We start from the raw sequence: 19,968 nt of genomic DNA on the forward strand, positions 1-19,968 counted from the left end.
CTTATCCGTAATTTCACCATTCACTACGGACCACTCACCGCTCTCCAATGACCAAAAAGCAGCGCTACGAACACGTTCTCAATTTTTTCCAGGAGCATATTCCGGATGCGGAAACGGAGTTGATCTACGACAATCCATTCCAGCTGCTCGTAGCTGTTATTTTATCGGCGCAGTGCACGGATAAACGTGTGAATCTCACAACACCTGCCCTCTTCCGAAAATACCCTACGCCGCAGAAAATGGCGGCGGCGGATTTCGACGACCTGTTTCCTTTGATCAGGAGCATTTCTTATCCCAACAACAAAACAAAACACCTCATCGGCATGGCCAACATGCTGCTCGAAAAATTCAATGGGCAGGTGCCGATGACGGTTGATGAACTGGTGCAGTTACCCGGCGTTGGAAGAAAAACCGCCAACGTGATCACCAGCGTGATCGACGAACAGCCCAACATGGCGGTTGACACGCATGTGTTCCGTGTAAGCAAACGGATCGGCCTGGTAAGTGCCGGCGCTTCTACGCCGCTTGCCGTAGAAAAGGAACTCATCAGGCACATTCCCGAGCACATGGTTCACCGTGCACACCATTGGCTCATCCTGCATGGGCGGTATGTTTGTGTTGCCCGTAATCCCAAATGCCACGAGTGCCCGCTTACGCAATGGTGCAAATACTACGAAACATTTGTTGCGCCCTACGCGGGCCAGGACTAGTTGCGGGAAACGCGGCACGATTATTTTTGGCACTGTGGTATGAATCAGACAAGATCACTGCGGTTTTTGCAGCATTGGGCAAAGCTCATGGACTCGCAATTCCGGATCCCGGGCACACAGATCCGTTTTGGGCTCGATCCTTTGATCGGCCTTATACCCGGGGCAGGCGATTTTTCAAGCTTTGCCGTGTCGGCCGTTATGGTGATGGTGCTGGCGCAGAACGGGGCATCGGGGTTTGTGCTGGCGCGGATGATCCTCAACGTCGTGATCGACGCACTGATCGGGTCCATCCCTTTTATCGGCGACATCTTCGACTTCGCATTCAAAGCCAACCAGCGCAATATGCGACTGATGATGGAACATTACGAAGAGGGCCGGCACAAGGGAGGCGCATGGAAAGTGGTCGTTCCTGTTCTTTTAGTGCTCCTCGTTTTTGTTGCACTGCTGGTTTGGGTAAGCTACCGCATACTGGTGTGGATCTGGGGGCTGATACAATAACACGGGTTTATGTTTTCTTTTTCCTGTTTCCCTTAACCAGTTCATAGGAATGATCGATCAGTTCCCTTACCAGTTTTGAAGGGATATTGCCGTTGGCCACTACTGTGTTCCAGTGTTTTTTGTTCATGTGCCAGCCCGGCAAAACGTTATCAGGATATTCTTCCCGCAACTCAACGGCCCTGTCGGGATCGCATTTGGCATTGAAACGAAGGGGATTGTTCTCAAGCCCGCACAACAGGAAAACTTTTCCATTTACCTTGTAAACAAGTGTGTCGGGGCCAAAAGGAAACGTTTCTTCCACGTCTTCTTTGCGTAAACAGTATTGCTGCAGTTGCTCGATGTCCATAGCTGCCAGGAGTTTTGACTAAAGTTAAATCAATTGGTTCATTCGCGTTTACCCGCTCTCGGCCTCAAACTCCCTTACCAAACCCCGCACACCTCACGGCCAACGCCTAACTTTGCCTTATGGATTACCTCAAGGAATACCGCAGTTTTATCAGTTCGCACTATGTAAGTGAAGGCGTGCGCATTACTGCCGGCGTACTGATTCCTGTTTTTATATTGGGGTATTATGATCTCTTGCCGGTAGGCCTTGCCATCGGCCTTGGTGCCTTGTGTGTGAGCATTACGGATAATCCGGGCCCCATTCACCACCGGCGTAACGGGCTGGTGGTTTGTGCGCTGATCAATTTTGTGGTGGCCATTATCGTGAGCCTGGTGCAGCAGGTACCCTGGCTTTTTATGCTGCTGCTGCCGGTGGCGTGTTTTGTTTTTTCGATGATCGGTGTGTATGGAACACGCGCAACATCCATCGGGCTCGCGGCTTTGTTTGTGCTGGTGCTGCAGACAGAACACCGTTACGAAGGGTGGCAGATCGTTTACAATGCTTTGTACATCCTCTCAGGTGGCGTATGGTATATCCTGCTCAGCCTGTTGATGAATACGCTCCGCCCTTACAAGATCATCCAGCAGGCGCTGGGTGAATACGTGATGGCAACGGGCGATTACCTCAAAGCGAAAGCGGTCTTTTTTGATACGGGCACGGACCGGGAAAAAAATTACGAAGAGATCCTTCGTACGCAGATCATCGTGCAGGAAAAACAGGCGCTGGTTGCGGAACTGCTTTTCAAAACAAGAAGCATCGTAAAAGAATCCACGCATACCGGGCGCGTGCTGATGATGGTATTCATGGATGTGGCGGATCTTTTTGAGATCGCCATGACATCGCACCAGGATTATGAAAAACTGCACCGCTATTTCGACGATACAGACATACTCACTGAATACCGGCACCTCATCAACACACTTGCAGCGGAACTCGATGAGATCGGCATCGCTTTGAAAAGCGGGAGGCGTTCGGGTTACGACAAACGCATAGATGCAGAACTCATTGCCGAAAGAAAACATTTGCAGCAACTTCGCCTGGAACGGCTGCGCCCCGATAACATCGACGGGTTCATAAGCCTGCGGCATATCCTTGACAGCATCGATGAGATCGCCACGCACATCAGGACCCTTCACCAGTATACATCGTACGATGCAAAACTGCGCAGGAAAAAACTCAATGCGCCCGACCCGGAAGATTTTATCATGCATCAGTCCATCGACCGGCAACTCATCATCGATAACCTTTCCTTCCGCTCCAATATTTTCCGCCACTCCATCCGTATTTCTGCTGCGGTTCTGTTTGCGTACGTGATTGGGTTGTTCTTTCCCATCGGGCACAACTACTGGATCCTGCTCGCCGTGATCGTAATTCTCAAACCCGCGTACAGTTTAACACGCACCCGCAATTTCGAACGTCTTACAGGAACGATCATCGGCGCCAGCGTGGGCGCGTTGGTACTGTATCTTGTAAAAGACAAAACAACGATCATGGTGCTGCTTGCCGTGAGCATGATCGGCGCTTACAGTTTTATGCGGAAAAAATACCTGGTAAGCGTTACGCTGATGACCCTGTATCTCCTGTTGATGTTCCACCTGCTCGACCCCAAAGATTTCCGCGCCATTATGATCGACCGCGTGATCGATACGGCGATCGGTTCGGCGATCGCCATCGTGTTTGGCTACCTGATCGCCCCGGTATGGGAACACGAGCGCATCAACGAATACATGAGCGACGCATTGAAAGACATCCTGAAATATTACGAGCGCATCACCGCAACCTTTACAGGAAAAACATTCGATAAACAGGAAGCAGTGGTGATGCGGAAAAACAGCTGGGTCTCGCTCGCCAACTTATCGGATACGTTCACCAAAATGTTATCGGAGCCCAAACGCAAACAGAAGAACGCAAAGGAGATTCACCAGTTCGTGGTGGCCAACCACATGATCGCTTCGCATATTGCCACGCTCTCCTATTACGCGGATTCTGTTCCGCAGGAATACGTCACAGACGATTACCGCCCGCTGATAACCGCCACCACGCAGGCTTTGCAGCGATCGCTCGATCTGCTGGATGATGAGAAGAAGAAAGAGAACCGCAACCTTGTCATCAACACAGATCCCGAACAGATCCGTTTACTGGGGCAGCGCATCAACCAGCTGGTTGTAAAAAGACAGGAGGAATTGAAATCGGGGCAAATGGAAACAGCGACCAGAAAAATGTTGTCGGATTTCAAATCCATCACCGACCAGTTTTATTTTATCTACAAGATCGCGGTGGATGTGGAGAAGATCAGTATGAAGCTGGAAGCGAATTAATTTCCTTGGTGATTAAAATATATTGCCTCACGTTCACTTAAACCCCGGGTAAGGGCTGGATTCAAAAGATTTTTCTAAACCTGAAAGCTTAGGGCGTATTTTCTTTTGCCACGCGTTTGCGTTCCTTCTCAAAAAATGCATAGAACACGACGGCAAAAGCAAACATCAGGAAAGATTTCTGATGGGTCATCACCTTGTAAAAAGCAACGAGGAAACAAAGCACGGCCGCACAGAAAAACCAGGGCCGCATATCGTATTGCTTGGGTGCGAGTACAAGCTTAATGTCTTCTTCTGTATAACCATCGCGCAACATGCGCTCACGTATCTCTTCTGCGGGAACTCCATTTTTTATAGATTGCCTTAGCTCTTTTATCTTCTCTTGCGATATCATTTTTTTCGTTTTTCACCCGCAGGAAAACCCGCGTCTTTTACTTCGGCGCGCGAAGTTATTATTACAACATTTTTTTGATCACATCCACCAACTCTCCCTTTGTAATGGGCACGCCCATTACCTTGTTGTAAGGTTTTGCATCCACCAGGTATTGGTCGCGCAGGATTTTTACGAGCTGGCCTTTGTTGATCTCGGGCACAAGCACGTGGTCAAAGTTCTTCATCATGTCGCCAAGATTTCTTGGGAACGGGCGCAGGTAACGGATGTGCGCATGGCTCACCGCATGCCCCTCGGCCTGCAACTGCAGTGCCGCGCTTTTGATGGCGCCATAGGTTGACCCCCAGCCGATCACCAGTACTTTTCCTTTCTCGGGTCCGCTGTCTATTTTCTGCAACGGGATATGATCCGCGATCTTGTCAACTTTCGCCTGGCGTATGTTCACCATGTGCTGGTGGTTCTCCGGCTCATAGTTGATGTTGCCCGTAACATCCTGTTTTTCCAATCCGCCGATGCGGTGTTCCAGTCCCGGAGTTCCCGGTATGGCCCATGAACGCGCCAATTTTTCGTCTCTCCGGTATGGCTGGAATTTCGGCTCGTCTTCTGCCAGTCCTTTTTTGAAATTGACCGTGATCGGCGGAAGATCCGCCTGCGTGGGAAATTTCCAGGGTTCTGCACCGTTGGCAATGTAACCATCGCTCAGTAAAACAACCGGGGTCATGTGTTGTATCGAGATCCTTGCCGCTTCGTACACCGCATCAAAACAATCGCTGGGCGTAGATGAAGCAAGTACAGGCATGGGGCATTCGCCGTTTCTTCCGTAGTAGGCCTGCATGAGATCGCTCTGTTCTGTTTTGGTAGGAAGACCGGTTGATGGCCCGCCGCGTTGGATATTGATGATCAGCAAAGGGATCTCAAACATTACCGCCAGGCCCATCGCCTCTGTTTTCAGCGCCATACCTGGCCCTGAGGTTGCCGTAACACCCAGTGACCCGCCATAGCTTGCACCGATTGCCGAAGCGATCGCCGCGATCTCGTCTTCGGCCTGGAACGTTTTGATGCCAAAATTTTTATACTTGCTCAGCTCATGCAGGATATCCGAAGCCGGTGTGATGGGATAGGCGCCCAGGAAAATTTCCAGGCCGCTTTTTTCGCCAACGGCGATCAGTCCGAGCGACAATGCCTGGTTACCCATGATGCTCCTGTAAGTGCCGGGAACCATTTTCGCTTTTTCCACTTTGTATCTTGTGGTAAAGGTCTCCGTGGTATCGCCGTAATTGTAACCGGCCTGCAGTACTTTGATGTTACTGTCAAGAATGCTGGGTTTCTTCCCGAATTTTTCCTGTAAGAAATCGATGGTATTGCTGAGGCTGCGGTTGTACATCCAATAAATGTACCCGAGCACAAACATGTTCTTGGCGCGGTCGCGCTCCTTGTTGCCCAGCTCCGGAAAATCTTTGAGGGCCTCGCGCGTGAGTTTGGTAACATCGATGCGGATCAGCTCGTAGCTGTCGAGGCTGCCGTCTTCCAAAGGATTAACACTTTCGGGATAGTTGGCCAGACGAAGGTTCTTTGCGTCAAATCCCTCTGTATTTACAATGATCTTTCCACCGGGTTTGATGGCTTTGAGGTTTACTTTCAAGGCCGCGGCGTTCATGGCCACCAGTACATCGGCAATATCACCGGGTGTAAAAACTTTATCTGACGAAAAATGGAGCTGGAAACCGCTCACTCCGGGCAAAGTGCCGATAGGGGCGCGGATCTCTGCGGGAAAATCGGGGAAAGTAGCGAGGTCTATACCCAGCATAGCCGTATTGTTGGTGAACTGTTGCCCCGTCAACTGCATCCCATCGCCACTGTCTCCCGCAAACTTGATCACCACATCCTGTAAGAGCTCTTCTTTCCTTTCCATGTTAGTTGGTTGTATTTATAAGCTAATATAACGATTTTGAATGTTGAACGCTGCGAAAGTAAGCGAAAGTACGAAGTACAAATTACGAAGTACGAAACGTTCCTGAGATGGCCCCGGAATTCACCCGGCATACCGGTTTTAACAAATTCCTTCCCAATTACCGGCGCATTTTAAGCGGGTATTTAGGGCAGCCCTGTATCTTTGTTTCAAACTAATTGCAGAAAATGAAAAGTGCGGGAAAGGGCTGCTTATGGGTTGTATTGCTCGGGACGATATGTGCAGGTTTTACAGGCTGTTTGCGCGCCCACGGAACCGACCCCGAAGAAAAGGCGGATGCCGGCCCGGTAGATAAATTCGAGTGGAGGCCCCTCCATTACGACAGCACCAAAAAATACATTTATTTAAGTTTCGACGACGGCCCGCAACACGGTACCGTTACCTGTTTCGATCTCTGCAGGGCAGAGAACATCAAAGCCAGTTTCTTCATGGTGGGATTGCATACTGCGATGAAAAGCGACGGTAAAAAGATCGTGTCGATGATCCGCAACAGCTACCCGCAGTCGCTGCTGTCCAACCACAGTTATACGCATGCGAATGGAAAATATGTTGCATTCTACCATCACCCGCTGAAAGCGGAATCGGATTTTTTTGCGGCGCAGGACTCATTACACATCCCTTATAAAATTGCCCGGCTGCCGGGCAACCGCTCCTGGGTACGGCAGGGGGAAGTAAAAGCAACAGGCCTGGTGAGCCCCGTTGCGCACCTGCTCGACAGCGCCGGTTACAATGTAATCGGTTGGGATGCCGAATGGCATTTCAGCAAACGCGGCGCGCGGCCGGTGCAAACGCCGGTACAGATGGCGCGCATGGTAGACAGCGCTTTTGCGAAAGGGCAAACGCATGTGCCCAACCACCTCGTTATCCTTACCCACGACCGCATGTTCCAACGCCCCGCAGATGCCGACTCGCTGGCCAAATTCATTGCCCTTCTCAAACAAAACCCGCACTATGTTTTTGAGACGGTGGATCATTACCCGGGGTTAAAACCTTTGCGATAGCGGCTCAACGCAAGTCATTTTTTTTTTGCCACAGATTTCACAGAAGGACACTGTTGTTGCGCAAAGTTCAAGCCCACGGAAACCAACAGTGTCCTTCTGTGAAATCTGTGGCAAAAACCTCTAAAAAACGACCCACTATAACAAAAGCCAACCCGCTTGGTTCACTAAAAAACAGCTTTTTCATTTTAGAGTTTTCTTATAAAAACCACGTTGCAAATACCTTATATTTACACCACATAATTCTTATCATACCATGGAACTTTACAAATCAGGCAACCCTACGCTTACGCAGAAAATGTTTGACAGAAGCAAACAGATCGAGGCGAATATGCAGGGCACGATGAGTGTGCGGGGTGCAATCAACAAGTTTGGATTTTTATTATTGATGGTGATCGCCGGTGCCGCGTACACCTGGAACCTTTTTGAGAACGGCCAACCCAACACAATGTACGGCTGGATGATCGGGGGCATGATCGGCGGACTGATCACCGCGATCGCGATCACCTTTAAACCCAACTGGGCAGCTTACCTGGCGCCATTGTACGGGCTCTTCGAAGGATTGTTCATCGGCGGTATTTCTGTAGTGATCAATGCACAGTTCGCGAAGGCTTACCCGGGACTGATCATGCAGGCGGTTGGACTTACTTTCGGTGTGGCCATCGCGATGTTTATACTTTACAATTTCCGCATCATCAAGGCAACAGAGAAATTTAAATCGGTTGTCATTTCCGCTACGCTGGGTATTGCGGTATTTTACCTGATCTCAATGGTGCTGCGCATGTTTGGTGTGAGTATGCCGTTCTTTTACGACAGCTCTGCGCTGAGCATTGGCATCAGCCTGTTCGTGGTGGCAATCGCTGCGCTGAACCTGATCCTTGATTTTGATATGATCGAACAGGGCGCAGAACGCGGCGCACCCAAATTCATGGAATGGTACGGGGCATTCGGATTGCTCGTAACCATGGTTTGGTTATACCTCGAAATAGTACGTTTGCTCAGCAAGCTGGCAAACAACAAATAAGCACCGGTTCAAACAAATTGAGGGCCATCCGCGTTTGCGGATGGCTTTTTTTATGTCTTTATTTATCGGTAGTTTAGCCATCTGTAGCTGCGTTGGCCAGGCATTCAAAAACACAAACATGGATTTCAATTGCCAGAACTTCACCAATGAAGAATTGATATACGTTTACCGGAACCTTCTCATGCCGCGGATGATCGAAGAGAAGATGCTCCTCCTCCTTCGGCAGGGCAAGATCAGCAAATGGTTCAGCGGTATAGGGCAGGAGGCCATTTCTGTGGGCTGTACGCTTGCGTTGCAACCAGATGAATGGATCATGCCGTTGCACAGGAACCTGGGCGTTTTCACTTCCAGGCAAATGCCATTGCACAAACTGTTCATGCAATGGCAGGGTAACAAGGAAGGCTACAGCAAAGGGCGTGAAAGAAGTTTTCATTTCGGGAGCAAACCCCATCATATCTGTGGAATGATCTCGCATCTTGGCCCGCAACTCGCCATTGCGGATGGTGTTGCACTCGCTTACAAACTCAAAAAAGAAAACAAGGTATCGCTCGCCTTCAGCGGCGATGGCGGAACAAGCGAAGGCGATTTTCACGAGGCGCTGAACGTTGCAGCCGTATGGGACCTGCCGGTGATCTTCGTGATCGAAAACAACGGCTACGGGTTAAGCACGCCGGTGAATGAACAATACCGCTGCGAAAGCCTTGTTGACAAAGCAAAAGGATATGGCATCGAAGGCGTAAAGATAGATGGCAATAATATTCTAACCGTATACGATACCATACGCGGCGTGCGCGATTATTGTATCGAAAACCAAAAACCTTACCTGGTAGAGTGCATGACCTTCCGCATGCGCGGGCATGAGGAAGCAAGCGGCACAAAATACGTTCCCAAAGAATTGTTTGAAGAATGGGGCGCGAAGGATCCGATCAGGAACTATGAACAGTTCCTGTTGGATACAAACGTGATCACGGGAACACAGGTCGCAGACATCAGAAATGAATTCAAGAATTACATCGATGAAGAATTGAAGATGGCCGCAGAAGCCGCACCCATAAAGCCGGATGAAGCAGAGGAGCTCAACGATGTATTTATGCGCAGGCCGGAAAAAACAAAAGCCAGGATCATCGACCACGATACCATCCAGGTCGCGGGCGCCGGGCAGCAAACGGAAACCCGTTTTGTTGATGCCATCAAATCCGCACTGCAGCAGGGTTTGGAGCAACACCCGGAGTTGATCCTTATGGGGCAGGACATCGCAGAATACGGCGGCGCGTTTAAAATAACAGAAGGTTTTGTAGAGATATTTGGCAAGGAGCGCATCCGCAACACACCCCTGTGCGAAAGCGCAATTGTAGGGTCCGCACTGGGATTGAGTTTGGAAGGATATAAATCCGTTATGGAAATGCAGTTTGCAGATTTTGCAAGCGTAGGTTTCAACCAGATCGTAAACAATCTCGCCAAGATCCACTATCGCTGGGGACAAAATGCCGATGTTGTGATACGCATGCCCACAGGCGGGGGTGTTGGGGCAGGGCCTTTCCATTCGCAAAGCAACGAGGCATGGTTTACGCATGTGGCAGGACTGAAAGTGGTGTATCCATCCACACCGCACGATGCGAAAGGTTTGCTCATTGCAGCGATCAACGATCCCAACCCTGTTTTGTTTTTTGAACACAAGGCATTGTACAGGAGCATCAGCGGCATGGTGCCCGAAGAATATTATGAAGTGGAGATCGGGAAGGCAAGGGTGGTAAAACAGGGAGAAGACATTTCCGTGATCACCTATGGAAGCGGTGTGCATTGGGCAAGCGAATACCAGGAGCAGCACCCCGGCGTATCGCTTCACATCCTCGACCTCAGGTCGCTCGCCCCGCTCGATCATACGGCCATCAAAGCGGCGGTTGCCAGGACGGGGAAGGTATTGTTGCTGCACGAAGACACGTTGACCGGCGGCATCGGCGGCGAAATAAGCGCATGGATCAGCGAGCATTGTTTTGAATTGCTGGATGCGCCGGTGATGCGCTGCGCATCGCTCGATACACCCATCCCCTTTAACCTGGAACTGGAAAAGAACTTCATGGCAAAAAACAAGATCCATGAATACATACAGCGGCTGCTCAATTATTAAGCAAAAGGAGCAGTTCCGGCGATTTTAATTCTGTAATCTGCGAAACTGCGGTTAAATTGTATACAGAACGGAATGTCTCACACTAATTAGAACAACATGATGCTTGCGTTGAAAAGATTTTTGCTGCTTGGTTTGTCTTTTGTTTCTATCAATGTGTTCAGCCAGAATAAAAGCACGGCGGTAGCTCCCAACCCAAACAAAGCTTACAAGGCGCCTGCATTTACCGACCAGAACAGGCGCAAAAAAGTGGAGATGTTTTTCCCGATCGTGGAAATGATCTACCGCGAGTATGCCCAGAAAAATCATTTTCCCGGTTACGCATTCGGGATCATGCTCGACGGCGAATTGGTGTATTCGGGAAGTGGCGGTTACATCGACATCAATAAAAAAATTCCTGCCTCCACCACATCGATGTTCCGCATCGCTTCCATGAGTAAAAGTTTTACCGCCATGGCGATCCTGCAATTGCGCGATGAAGGCAAACTGAAGCTGGACGATCCCGTTTATCTCTACATCCCCGAAATGAAGGGCCAGAAGTTAACCGCCGATGCGCCGGAGATCACCATACGCAACCTGCTTACGCATTCGGCGGGTTTCCCGGAAGACAATCCCTGGGGCGACAGGCAACTGGCCGATACCGATGCGGACCTCATCAGCCTGATCAAAAAAGGAATTTCTTTTTCAAACGATCCGGGCCTTGTATATGAATACAGCAATTTAGGCTTTGCCATGCTCGGCCACATCATTAAAAAAGTGACGGGTGTTGCTTACAGCGAATACATTGCAAAAAACATCTGGAAACCCTTGGGCATGCAGCAGGCAGAATGGGAATACACAAAGGTTCCGGCCAACCAGCTGGCGCATGGCTACCGGTGGATCAACGATAACTGGCGCGAAGAAGCGTTGCTTCACGATGGCATTTACGGTGCAATGGGTGGGATGATCACCTCGATAGAATCGTTCAGTAAATATGTTGCCCTGCACCAATCTGCATGGCCGCCAAGAAATGACTGGGATGCGGGCCCGTTGAAAAGAAGTTCGATACGCGAAATGCACCAGCCATCCAGGTTTGCTTCGCTGAATGCAAATTATAAATACCCGGGCGGACGGGCATGTCCAACCACAGCTGCCTACGGCTATGGCCTGCGCTGGAGCAAAGACTGCGAAGCGCGCGAAACGGTGGGGCACAGCGGCGGCCTGCCAGGTTTCGGGAGCAACTGGGCCATACTTCCTGAATATGGATTGGGCGTGATCTTCTTTGCAAACAATACCTACGCATCGGCAGGTACCGCCAATATCATCGTGATGGACACGCTGATCAGGATGGCGCAGTTGAAACCAAGACAGATCGTGCCATCAGATATATTGAAACAACGGAAAAACGAACTTGTTAAACTGCTGCCTGATTTTACCAATGCAAAAACCAGCGGCATATTCGCTGAAAATTTCTTTCTTGATTATTTTGTCGAGACGATGCAAAAAGACGCCAACAGTATTTTCGACAGGGCAGGCCGAATAAAAAACATCCGCGAGATCAACCCCGAAAACCAGTTGCGCGGATCGTTTGTAATGGAAGGAGAGAAAGCAAATGTATTGATCAGTTTTACCCTCACACCGGAAAACCCGGGTTTGATACAGGAATACAAGATCAGGCTGATAGAATAAATAAATACGGGCTGTGAAGTTTGAACGATGGTCTTGCCTCACAACCCGTTTTTGTTCGACTGCTTACAAAATTATTTTTCTCCCAACCATCCCGCCAGAATCTCTTTCTGCAATGCATCCGGGTTAGCGATCCGGGTGATGGTGAAATTCTTTTCTTTCTTTGTGCCCAACCTGATGTTCTCTTCCCTGGTTCCCGTTGCTGTAGTGAAAGCAATTTTCACCTGATCGCCATTCTTTGCCGCGGTTATCGCATCCTTCAATAACTTTTCATTCGCAGGTTCGCCATTGATCTTTGTGATCACGCCACGCGGGCGCATGCCTGCGTTCCATGCGGGGGATTGCCAGTCGACCGATGCAATAAAAACCGAATCGTTCCTGCTGCGCACATTTGCGCCCAGCCACGCCCCGGGAAGATCGTGTGTTGCTGTATCGATCGCAAGACCCGCATAGTTAAAATAGGTTGGATAATCAACGGTCTTCAACGTGTAGATGTAATCAAAAAAATCAGCGAGTGATGTGCCTGCCACCGTTTCCGCTTCTTTCCTGAACTCGGCTTCTGTAAAACCGCGGTTCTTTTCTTTGTAATATTTGTTATACAGCAAACGCATCAGGTTGTCGAGCGATCTTTTGTTTTTTGTTTCATGCCGGATCTTGAAATCAAGCAGGATCCCAAGTGCGGGCCCTTTATCGTAAGGCGAAATGGTTTTGTTTGCATCATCCCCCGTTCTTCCAAAAGGGCCGTCTTCCCATGTGGTGAAGCTTGCATCGGCAGGCGTCTGGAACTGGCGCCCGGGTTTGTTTTCATAGGCGCTGATGGAGGCAGAGAATGTTTTGAACACTTCATCCGCATCGGTAAAACCTGCGCGTTTTAAAATGATGTATTCGTAGTACACCGTAATTCCTTCAGACAACCATAGCATTTTTGTGCGGCTGCCTTTGTCGTAGTCAAATGGCCCGAGCTCTATGGGCCGTATGCGTTTTACATTGTAATGATGGAAGTACTCATGCGCAAGAAAATTATACATGGTGATCATCGATGTTTTTGATCCATACAAACGCGCGCCCGCAAATGAGATGGATGCAGAATTCAAATGCTCGATACCGCCACCACCGGGGCCAATGGCCAGGAATGTATAATGCCTGTAAGGAATATCGCCGATGATGTTTGATGCGGCGGTAACAATTTTTTGAAGATCGTTCATCAAACGCGCCTTGTCAAAGTCGCCGGGTTTGAAAGCAACAAAATTGTGCGGAATGTTATTTACCGTAAAGGTGGGGAACGATTCAAGCTGCCCCATCAAAAAAGGGCTGTCGTAAAGCACGTCGTAATCCGGTGCGGTAAAAGTGTTGGCCTTCCCGGGTACCGGTTCCAGTCCTGTGGCAACGGTGTTCCATCCTTCGAGCGGAACAACGGTTACCGTTACGGGCTGGTTGATCATTCCATCCGGGTAAAGAAAAACGCCTGCCGGCGAAATATAGGCACGTTCCGCATCCGCATAGGTTGCGGCCACAAATGCGCGTGGCGCTTTTACATCATAATCGATAACGAGTGTGTTGTTGTTTTTTGAATCCACTTTCCAGCCGTTGGCAGAAACCTTGCTCCATGAAAGTGTATCGGTTGAGGCGCCATTGGTAACATGAAAAGCAGAAACATTGTCTGCGTAGTTCATCAATTGATAATATCCGGGCGTCCATGCGGCTAATTTGAATTCGATGGATTCTTTCTTTATACCTGAACAACGGAACTGCACGTGTAAGATATGCGCCGCGGGATCTTTTACGGTAACCGTAAACGAAAGACCGGGTTTTTGCGCCTGTACGGAAACTGCAATGGCCAGCAATGCCAGAATGTGGGTGATTGTTCTCATGTTGTCGGTTCTTTTTATCGAATGATTGGTTTATTGCCCGGGGTGATAGGTGCGCTCTGCATGCTTCACCACCTCGTCTTTGTAAAACAGTACGTCTTTGAATTTTCCTTTTACATACATTTCTGCCTGGTCGCCGAAATGTTTGGATCGCATGTCTCCACTTTCTCCACCGGCAAGCAATGATTTTGCTTTCACCTTTCTGCCAAATTCAACTGCGCAGATAAAACTGTTTCCGTTGTACCCATACCTGAGATCCGTGCCTGCATAGGTTCTGCTTACAAACGAGGGCAGGCAACCCCAGGTAGACGCGGCAAAACCGCAGGCGATGCTGGGTTTGTTGTCGTCAAATTTTTCAACCAGTTCTCCTGTCAACCGCTGGTACCGGTTGATCTCTCCCCAGGGCTTGCGCCAGTCGCCGAATTTTTTTCGCAGGTCTGTAAGCGTTGCCAGTAATGGATTCAGCAGCGTTTCAGCCGATGCCGTAGCCGCAAAGTTTTTTGTTTTGTCAACCTGGTCGCTTTTATCGTCCGCGCCTTTTCCTCTTAGTATGGCTGGCCATATGCGTTGCGCCCACTCTATCGCAATGGTGGTTGCTATGGATGTTTCTGAACTGTTCCGGTCCCATTCGCGCAGCAAGGCAATCGCTGTTTCAGCAGGCTGGTAAACGGTATCGTTTTTCTTTTTTTGAAAGGCATCGAGCAATGCAGGTATCAATACATCAAATGCGGCAAGGTGTGTGTCGTATCCCGAACGGATGGTTTTATCGATGTCGTACGCGCTGTTCTCATTCAATACCTTCACTGCGTTGATGCCCCTGAAATTCTCGCCGTTGGGGGCCATGTAAGAAGGAAAGTTTTCTTTTGCCGGGCTTCCCTTACCCGAAACCGTAAAGGGTGTGGAATTGCAATTCTGGATAAAACCATTCACCGGGTTTTTTACCTGTATCAATTCTGAAAGCGTGTGCAACCCTTTCCATTCGGTTGCGGGTGTGCTGCCGTCAACGGGTTTCGACCAGTTGTATGCCGTATCGCGCTTTGGCATAAAGTTGCCGTGCCAGTAGGCTATGTTGCCTTTGTCGTCTGCGTAAACCGTATTGTTGGATGTATTGGCGAGCAGCTCCATGGTTTTTGTAAACGACGCCAGGTCAGTTGCCTTGGTGCGTTGCCAGGATTGGATCAGGCCCTTCGCATCCCTGTTGTTGGCGCGTACGCTGATCCACCTGCCGTTTCTTTTGGCCATCACCGGCCCATGGTGCGTGTAGTAGGTTTTGAATGTCCTGGAAAGGATCGTGCCCGCGGCTGAATATTGTATTGAAATATCTTTCACTTTAACCGGTCTTGTTTTTCCATCGTATGCATATACAAAACCATTTTCCGTTTTACTCACTTGCTCTTCGTACGAGTCGGCCACATCGCTGTAGCTCGATGTGTGCATCCATCCAAGGTGTTCATTGAATCCCTGGTAGATAAAAAATTGTCCCCAGGTAACGGCCCCGTACGCATGCAGCCCCTCCTCGCTTTGCACAGATACTTCGGGTCGGAAATAAAAAGTTACATGTGGGTTGATGTACAGTATCGCATTGCCCGATGCGGTTTTCTTTGGTGCGATCGCAAAACCGTTTGAGCCGCCCGGCAAGGGATCAACATCCCCCCGAACCACAGCGGCAGTAACCGCTTCGCCTGAATAAAAATTCTTTAACTCATTCACAGAAACATCGGCAATGTCTATGGCGCCAATGCTTCCATCTGTCCATAACATGGGATACCAGGGCTCGAAACGCTTTAGCAGTGCGGGTTTTGTACCCGGGTTACGGAACAGGTAGTAATTGATGCCGTCTGCATAGGCATTCATTAATTTCCTGAGCCAGGGCGGGCTTTGGTTGTAGTCTTTGATGGCCGCCGCGGTATCGATCAGCATGCGTATCAGCAGGTCGTTGTAAAGGTCCCTTTCGCCGTTGATCTCAGACAGCCGCCCGAGTTTCTCAACATAATTCATCTCCACTCTTTTGAAATCGTCTTCGCACTGCGCATATAACAAACCGAACACCGCGTCTGCATCCGATTTTCCATACACATGCGGGATGCCCCAGCCGTCGCGGATGATGGTTACGCGCTTTGCCTGCTCTTCCCTCCGTTTTGTTTCTGCGGGCGTAAAGGTTTGGGCAGGCGAATACATTGGAATGATGAGCAGCAATAAAAACTTTTTCATGCGAAATGTTTTGCGCAGCGCTAACTTTTGGAAAGTTTAAAACTTTCCAAAAGTTAGCGCTGTACTAATGTATAAATTGAGACCAGGAGAGACTACCTATATATTAACCGTTGGTTATTCACGATTGACGGGTTACCAGGCGCGAAAATTATTTCCGCTCGTTTTCCTTCATCACACGCATAAAATTCTCGCCGAGGATCTTGCGGATGTCTTTTTTGCTGTAGCCGCGTTCTGCCAGTGCTTTGGTGATAACGGGATAGCAGGAAACATCATCCAGTTGCTGCGGGCCGGAGTTGATGCCGTCGAAATCGGAGCCCAGGCCCACATGGTCGATGCCGATCATCTTTACGATGTAATCAATATGGTCGATCACGAGCGACAAAGGTGCGCGGATGTTCTGCACCTCGTCTGCGTATTTTTCGTACAGGATCTCATCGGCATAATAGTTTTCGGGATTGATCTTTTTGAGTGAATCTTTTTCAGCCTTGTGCCGGGCTGCGAAGGCCGCGTTTTTTCTTTCGTAATTGCTGTCGAGAAACCCCGAAAAGAAATTGATGTCTATCACCCCGCCATTCTTGCCGATCGCACGGATCTGGTCGTCTTTGAGTGTTCTGAAGGAATGACATAAATTATATACACAGCTGTGCGATGCGATCACCGGTTTTGTGCTGGCTTGTATCGCGTCCCAGAAAGTTTGTTCGCCCACATGTGAGAGATCAACCATCATACCCAGTTCATTCAAACGTTTTACAACCTGTATTCCGAATTCGTTCAATCCTTTTTTTGCGTTCTTAAACGTGCCGCGTGTTTCTTCCATGGCAGAAGTGGCCCATGGCGTTGAATTGTTCCAGGTAAGTGTGAGGTAGCGCGCGCCGCGGTTGTAAAAACTGTCGATGTTCTCAAGTTTGTCTTCGATCATGTGTCCGCCTTCCACGCCAAACAATGCCGCGAGCTTGTGCCCGCGTACCGCTTTGCGGATCTGTTTTGTATTTGTTGCAAGCACGATCTTGTCAGGGTTTCTTTTGATCACTGCATACAGCGAATCCATCTCGCGGTTTGCCCTTGTAAATGCCGCGCCGTTCTTAAACGAGCCATCGCAGAACACCGAGAACACCTGCACATCTACGCCGCCCTGTTTAAACCTCGCCAGGTCGCTGTGTGTTTTTCCTTTCAGGTTGGCATCCATGGCATAACCCTTCTCCACAGCTTTGCTGAGAAAATCATTGTGCGTATCCGAAACCAGTGATTTGAAATGGAGCTTGTCTGTTTTCTGCGCTTGCGCTGCGAAAGGAAGCAGGAGAAGGAGGAGTTTTTTCATGGTGGTTGTGATCGTCAATTGAATATTGAATGAACCGCCGATCGTGGATCGTCAGTTCATCCTGTTGTTCTTAAAATAAGTTGCACACCGGGCCTGAAGCCTGGCAGGCAAATCAATGCAAACGCAAAGTGTTTCCGGCCCGCGTTCCGTTGTGTTTTCCGTCTTCAACAGTAACCTGCCCGTTTACCAGAACATATTTAAACCCGGTAGTATATTGGTGCGGCTGGTCGTAGGTTGAGTTGTCTTTTACCGTTTTCTCATCAAACAAAACAATATCCGCCGCAAAACCTTCGCGGAGGATGCCGCGGTTGCCGAGCTGGAATTTTTGGGCGGGCAAGGAGGTCATGCGGCGTATCGCTTCTTCCAGCGAGATCACTTTTTCTTCGCGCACATATTTTGAAAGTACACGCGCATTGGTTCCATAACCCCGTGGGTGCGGGTTGCCCGAGCCATAAATGCGGATGCTCGCATCGCTTGCAAACATATTGAACGGGTAACGCATGATCGCTTTCACATCCTCATCGCCCATACCATGAAACACCATGCCTGCTCCGCCCTGTTCCATCATTTCCATAATGGTAACGGCTTCTTCTTTTGCCTTGTGTTTCCTGCCCTTGAGCAGGTTTACCTGTTCAATGCTTTTTCCATTGTAGGTACTGTCGGCGCGGAAAGAAGCAACAACAGGATAGCTGAAATTTTTCAGCTTTCGTTTTTTTAATTTCTTCAGCATGTAATCCGTTACTTCTTTGCGTATTTCGGGTCGTGCCAGTCTTGCTTTGATCGAATCCTGTCCATCGGCCAAAACCCAATCGGGCAACAAAGTGCTGAGTGATGTGCTGCTTGCGGTGTAAGGGTATTGATCGATGGTTACATCCAATCCTTCCTCCCGGGCCCTGGTGATCATCGGAACGGTTTCTTTGCTTCTTCCCCAGTTCTGTTGCCCGCTCAGTTTGAAATGCGAAATCTCAACAGGCATCTTTGCTTCGCGCCCGATGTGTAACGCTTCTTCGATGGCCTGGGTTACGCTGTCGCCCTCATCTCTCATATGACTTGCATACACGCCATTGTACCTGGACGCTACTTTTGCGAGCCTTACCACTTCTTCGGTTTTGGAATACGTGCCGGGGATATAGATGAGGCCGGTAGACAATCCCACTGCACCATCTTTCATTGCCTGTTCAACAAGGCCTTCCATTTTTTTCATTTCTTCTTCGTTGGGATCGCGGTTGGCCGAGCCGATCACGGCCTTTCTCACATCGTTGTGGCCAACCAGTGTAGCCACGTTAACAGACAACTTCAGGCTGTCAAGCATTGAAAAATACCGGCCGATGTTGATCTGCGATCCGCCGCAGTTACCCGTTACAACGGTGGTTACGCCATCGTAAATAAAATTGTCGGCAGTAGGGTTTCTTCTTTCGTCGCCCTCAATATGCGTGTGTACGTCAATAAAACCCGGTGCAACGATGAGCCCGGTTGCATCAATCGTTTTGGCGGCGCCCCACTTGCTTAGCCTGCCCATGGCAACGATCTTGCCGTTCTGAACGGCGATGTCGCCGTAATGCCAGCTGTTGCCGGTACCGTCCAGGATCTTTCCGTTTTTGATGAGCACATCGGCCTGTTGTGCAAGAGATAAAAAGGGGAGGCATAAGAAGATGATCAGTGGTTTCATCAGGACAGGTGGTATTTTTTTCTGAGCAATTCGATTCCTTTTACGGCTTTTTGTTTTTGTTCGGCGAGGTTGGCCACGTAGTTCTCTATGATCTTGCGCTGGATAAAACATTTGTTGTAGAACGTGCGCATTTTATCGGCATCATCCGATACATAAAGGCCGGCGGGCGGCGTTTGCTGCGCGGCGCCTGAAAAATCGAGCACCTGTTCCATCAGGTTCAGGATCTCGAGCATTGATTTGTAATAGGCATCGCCTTGTTTGGTTACGTGCGTGTTGAACTGCTCGTAATCGGTAATGGCGTTTACACAGGCGGTGTCTTTGATCAGGCGGAGCCCGCCAGCGTTTTTCAATTGGGTGATGGTTCCGTTCTCGTTTTCAAACAAAGCGCTTATGCCAACGAAACGGCTGTGCATATATATGTTTTTGGCGGCGCCGGGCTCTTTTGATTTCAGTGATACAAGCAGGGAATCGATACCAACCACCATTTTTTTATTGATGCGGATGAATTGCGTAAGCTGGAGGGTGTCTTTCTGAAGATCAGTCACCATGCTGGCCATATATTCGTGCGCCCTTTCTTTTTCAACATAGCTTTCACGCAGGTTTTCGGCGATAAATCCGCAGAAAACCGCCAGGAACAGCATCAGGAATTCGCCGGCATAGCTTTTCCAGTTCTTTTTTCCATGGTTTTTAGAATGGTGGTGTACTTCCATAAACGGGCCGGTTTGGGCCGATTAAGATACAGAATTCTCTTTTCAGAACCGGCTTTGAGATTAAGGCCTGTAAAACGCGCCCAAAATTGTACTTTTGCTCCCTGAATTTTGA

General features: G+C 49.3%; 15 protein-coding genes. 7 read left to right on the forward strand and 8 right to left on the reverse strand.

Translation table 11 applies throughout. The features are described 5' to 3' along the window. Window positions 1-47: 47 nt before the first annotated feature. Both nth and GWC95_RS01945 read left to right on the forward strand, forming a co-directional pair. Complete coding sequence (gene nth, locus GWC95_RS01940) at window positions 48-710, forward strand: endonuclease III (protein WP_161816984.1); 663 nt, start codon at window positions 48-50, stop codon at window positions 708-710. Window positions 711-749: 39 nt separating this feature from the next. After that, a complete protein-coding gene (locus GWC95_RS01945; RefSeq protein WP_161816985.1) occupies window positions 750-1,208 on the forward strand; it encodes a DUF4112 domain-containing protein in 459 nt (152 codons plus the stop codon). 7 nt (window positions 1,209-1,215) lie between these two features. On the opposite strand, the gene GWC95_RS01950 is transcribed toward GWC95_RS01945, so the two are convergent. After that, window positions 1,216-1,554, reverse strand: a complete 339-nt coding sequence (locus GWC95_RS01950; protein WP_161816986.1) for an MmcQ/YjbR family DNA-binding protein — start codon at window positions 1,552-1,554, stop codon at window positions 1,216-1,218. 119 nt (window positions 1,555-1,673) lie between these two features. Between GWC95_RS01950 and GWC95_RS01955 the strand changes: the two genes are divergently transcribed. Continuing rightward, window positions 1,674-3,911 (forward strand): FUSC family membrane protein, encoded by a 2,238-nt coding sequence (locus GWC95_RS01955; protein WP_161816987.1) that lies wholly within the window; start codon window positions 1,674-1,676, stop codon window positions 3,909-3,911. Between the two features lie 88 nt (window positions 3,912-3,999). On the opposite strand, the gene GWC95_RS01960 is transcribed toward GWC95_RS01955, so the two are convergent. Further along, the gene (locus GWC95_RS01960) at window positions 4,000-4,302 is read right to left on the reverse strand and encodes a flagellar biosynthesis anti-sigma factor FlgM (protein ID WP_161816988.1); all 303 of its coding nucleotides are present in this window, start codon (window positions 4,300-4,302) and stop codon (window positions 4,000-4,002) included. A gap of 61 nt (window positions 4,303-4,363) precedes the next feature. Next, window positions 4,364-6,211: a 2-oxoacid:acceptor oxidoreductase subunit alpha gene (locus GWC95_RS01965; RefSeq protein ID WP_161816989.1), complete on the reverse strand. Its 1,848-nt coding sequence runs from the start codon at window positions 6,209-6,211 to the stop codon at window positions 4,364-4,366. Between the two features lie 224 nt (window positions 6,212-6,435). Here GWC95_RS01965 and GWC95_RS01970 point away from each other — a divergent pair, with 224 nt between their 5' ends. From GWC95_RS01970 to GWC95_RS01985, 4 genes are all read left to right on the forward strand, one after another. Then, window positions 6,436-7,269 (forward strand): polysaccharide deacetylase family protein, encoded by an 834-nt coding sequence (locus GWC95_RS01970; RefSeq protein WP_161816990.1) that lies wholly within the window; start codon window positions 6,436-6,438, stop codon window positions 7,267-7,269. Between the two features lie 253 nt (window positions 7,270-7,522). Then, a complete protein-coding gene (locus GWC95_RS01975) occupies window positions 7,523-8,290 on the forward strand; it encodes a Bax inhibitor-1/YccA family protein (protein WP_161816991.1) in 768 nt (255 codons plus the stop codon). A gap of 118 nt (window positions 8,291-8,408) precedes the next feature. Beyond that, on the forward strand, window positions 8,409-10,418 hold the full coding sequence (locus GWC95_RS01980; RefSeq protein WP_161816992.1) for an alpha-ketoacid dehydrogenase subunit alpha/beta: 2,010 nt from the start codon (window positions 8,409-8,411) through the stop codon (window positions 10,416-10,418). Window positions 10,419-10,514: 96 nt separating this feature from the next. Beyond that, a complete protein-coding gene (locus GWC95_RS01985; protein WP_202630188.1) occupies window positions 10,515-12,083 on the forward strand; it encodes a serine hydrolase domain-containing protein in 1,569 nt (522 codons plus the stop codon). 71 nt (window positions 12,084-12,154) lie between these two features. On the opposite strand, the gene GWC95_RS01990 is transcribed toward GWC95_RS01985, so the two are convergent. The 5 genes from GWC95_RS01990 to GWC95_RS02010 form a co-directional block, all read right to left on the reverse strand. Then, a complete protein-coding gene (locus GWC95_RS01990; RefSeq protein WP_161816993.1) occupies window positions 12,155-13,951 on the reverse strand; it encodes a M61 family metallopeptidase in 1,797 nt (598 codons plus the stop codon). 30 nt (window positions 13,952-13,981) lie between these two features. Then, on the reverse strand, window positions 13,982-16,159 hold the full coding sequence (locus GWC95_RS01995; protein ID WP_161816994.1) for a penicillin acylase family protein: 2,178 nt from the start codon (window positions 16,157-16,159) through the stop codon (window positions 13,982-13,984). A gap of 148 nt (window positions 16,160-16,307) precedes the next feature. Beyond that, complete coding sequence (locus tag GWC95_RS02000) at window positions 16,308-17,477, reverse strand: dipeptidase (RefSeq protein ID WP_161816995.1); 1,170 nt, start codon at window positions 17,475-17,477, stop codon at window positions 16,308-16,310. 112 nt (window positions 17,478-17,589) lie between these two features. Further along, window positions 17,590-19,146, reverse strand: a complete 1,557-nt coding sequence (locus GWC95_RS02005) for an N-acyl-D-amino-acid deacylase family protein (RefSeq protein WP_161816996.1) — start codon at window positions 19,144-19,146, stop codon at window positions 17,590-17,592. Continuing rightward, on the reverse strand, window positions 19,146-19,856 hold the full coding sequence (locus tag GWC95_RS02010; protein ID WP_161816997.1) for a hypothetical protein: 711 nt from the start codon (window positions 19,854-19,856) through the stop codon (window positions 19,146-19,148). The genes GWC95_RS02005 and GWC95_RS02010 overlap by 1 nt, the downstream gene beginning before the upstream one ends. Window positions 19,857-19,968: the final 112 nt, after the last annotated feature.

Origin of the sequence: Sediminibacterium roseum (assembly GCF_009939005.1) — a bacterium.
Lineage (GTDB): Bacteria > Bacteroidota > Bacteroidia > Chitinophagales > Chitinophagaceae > Sediminibacterium > Sediminibacterium roseum.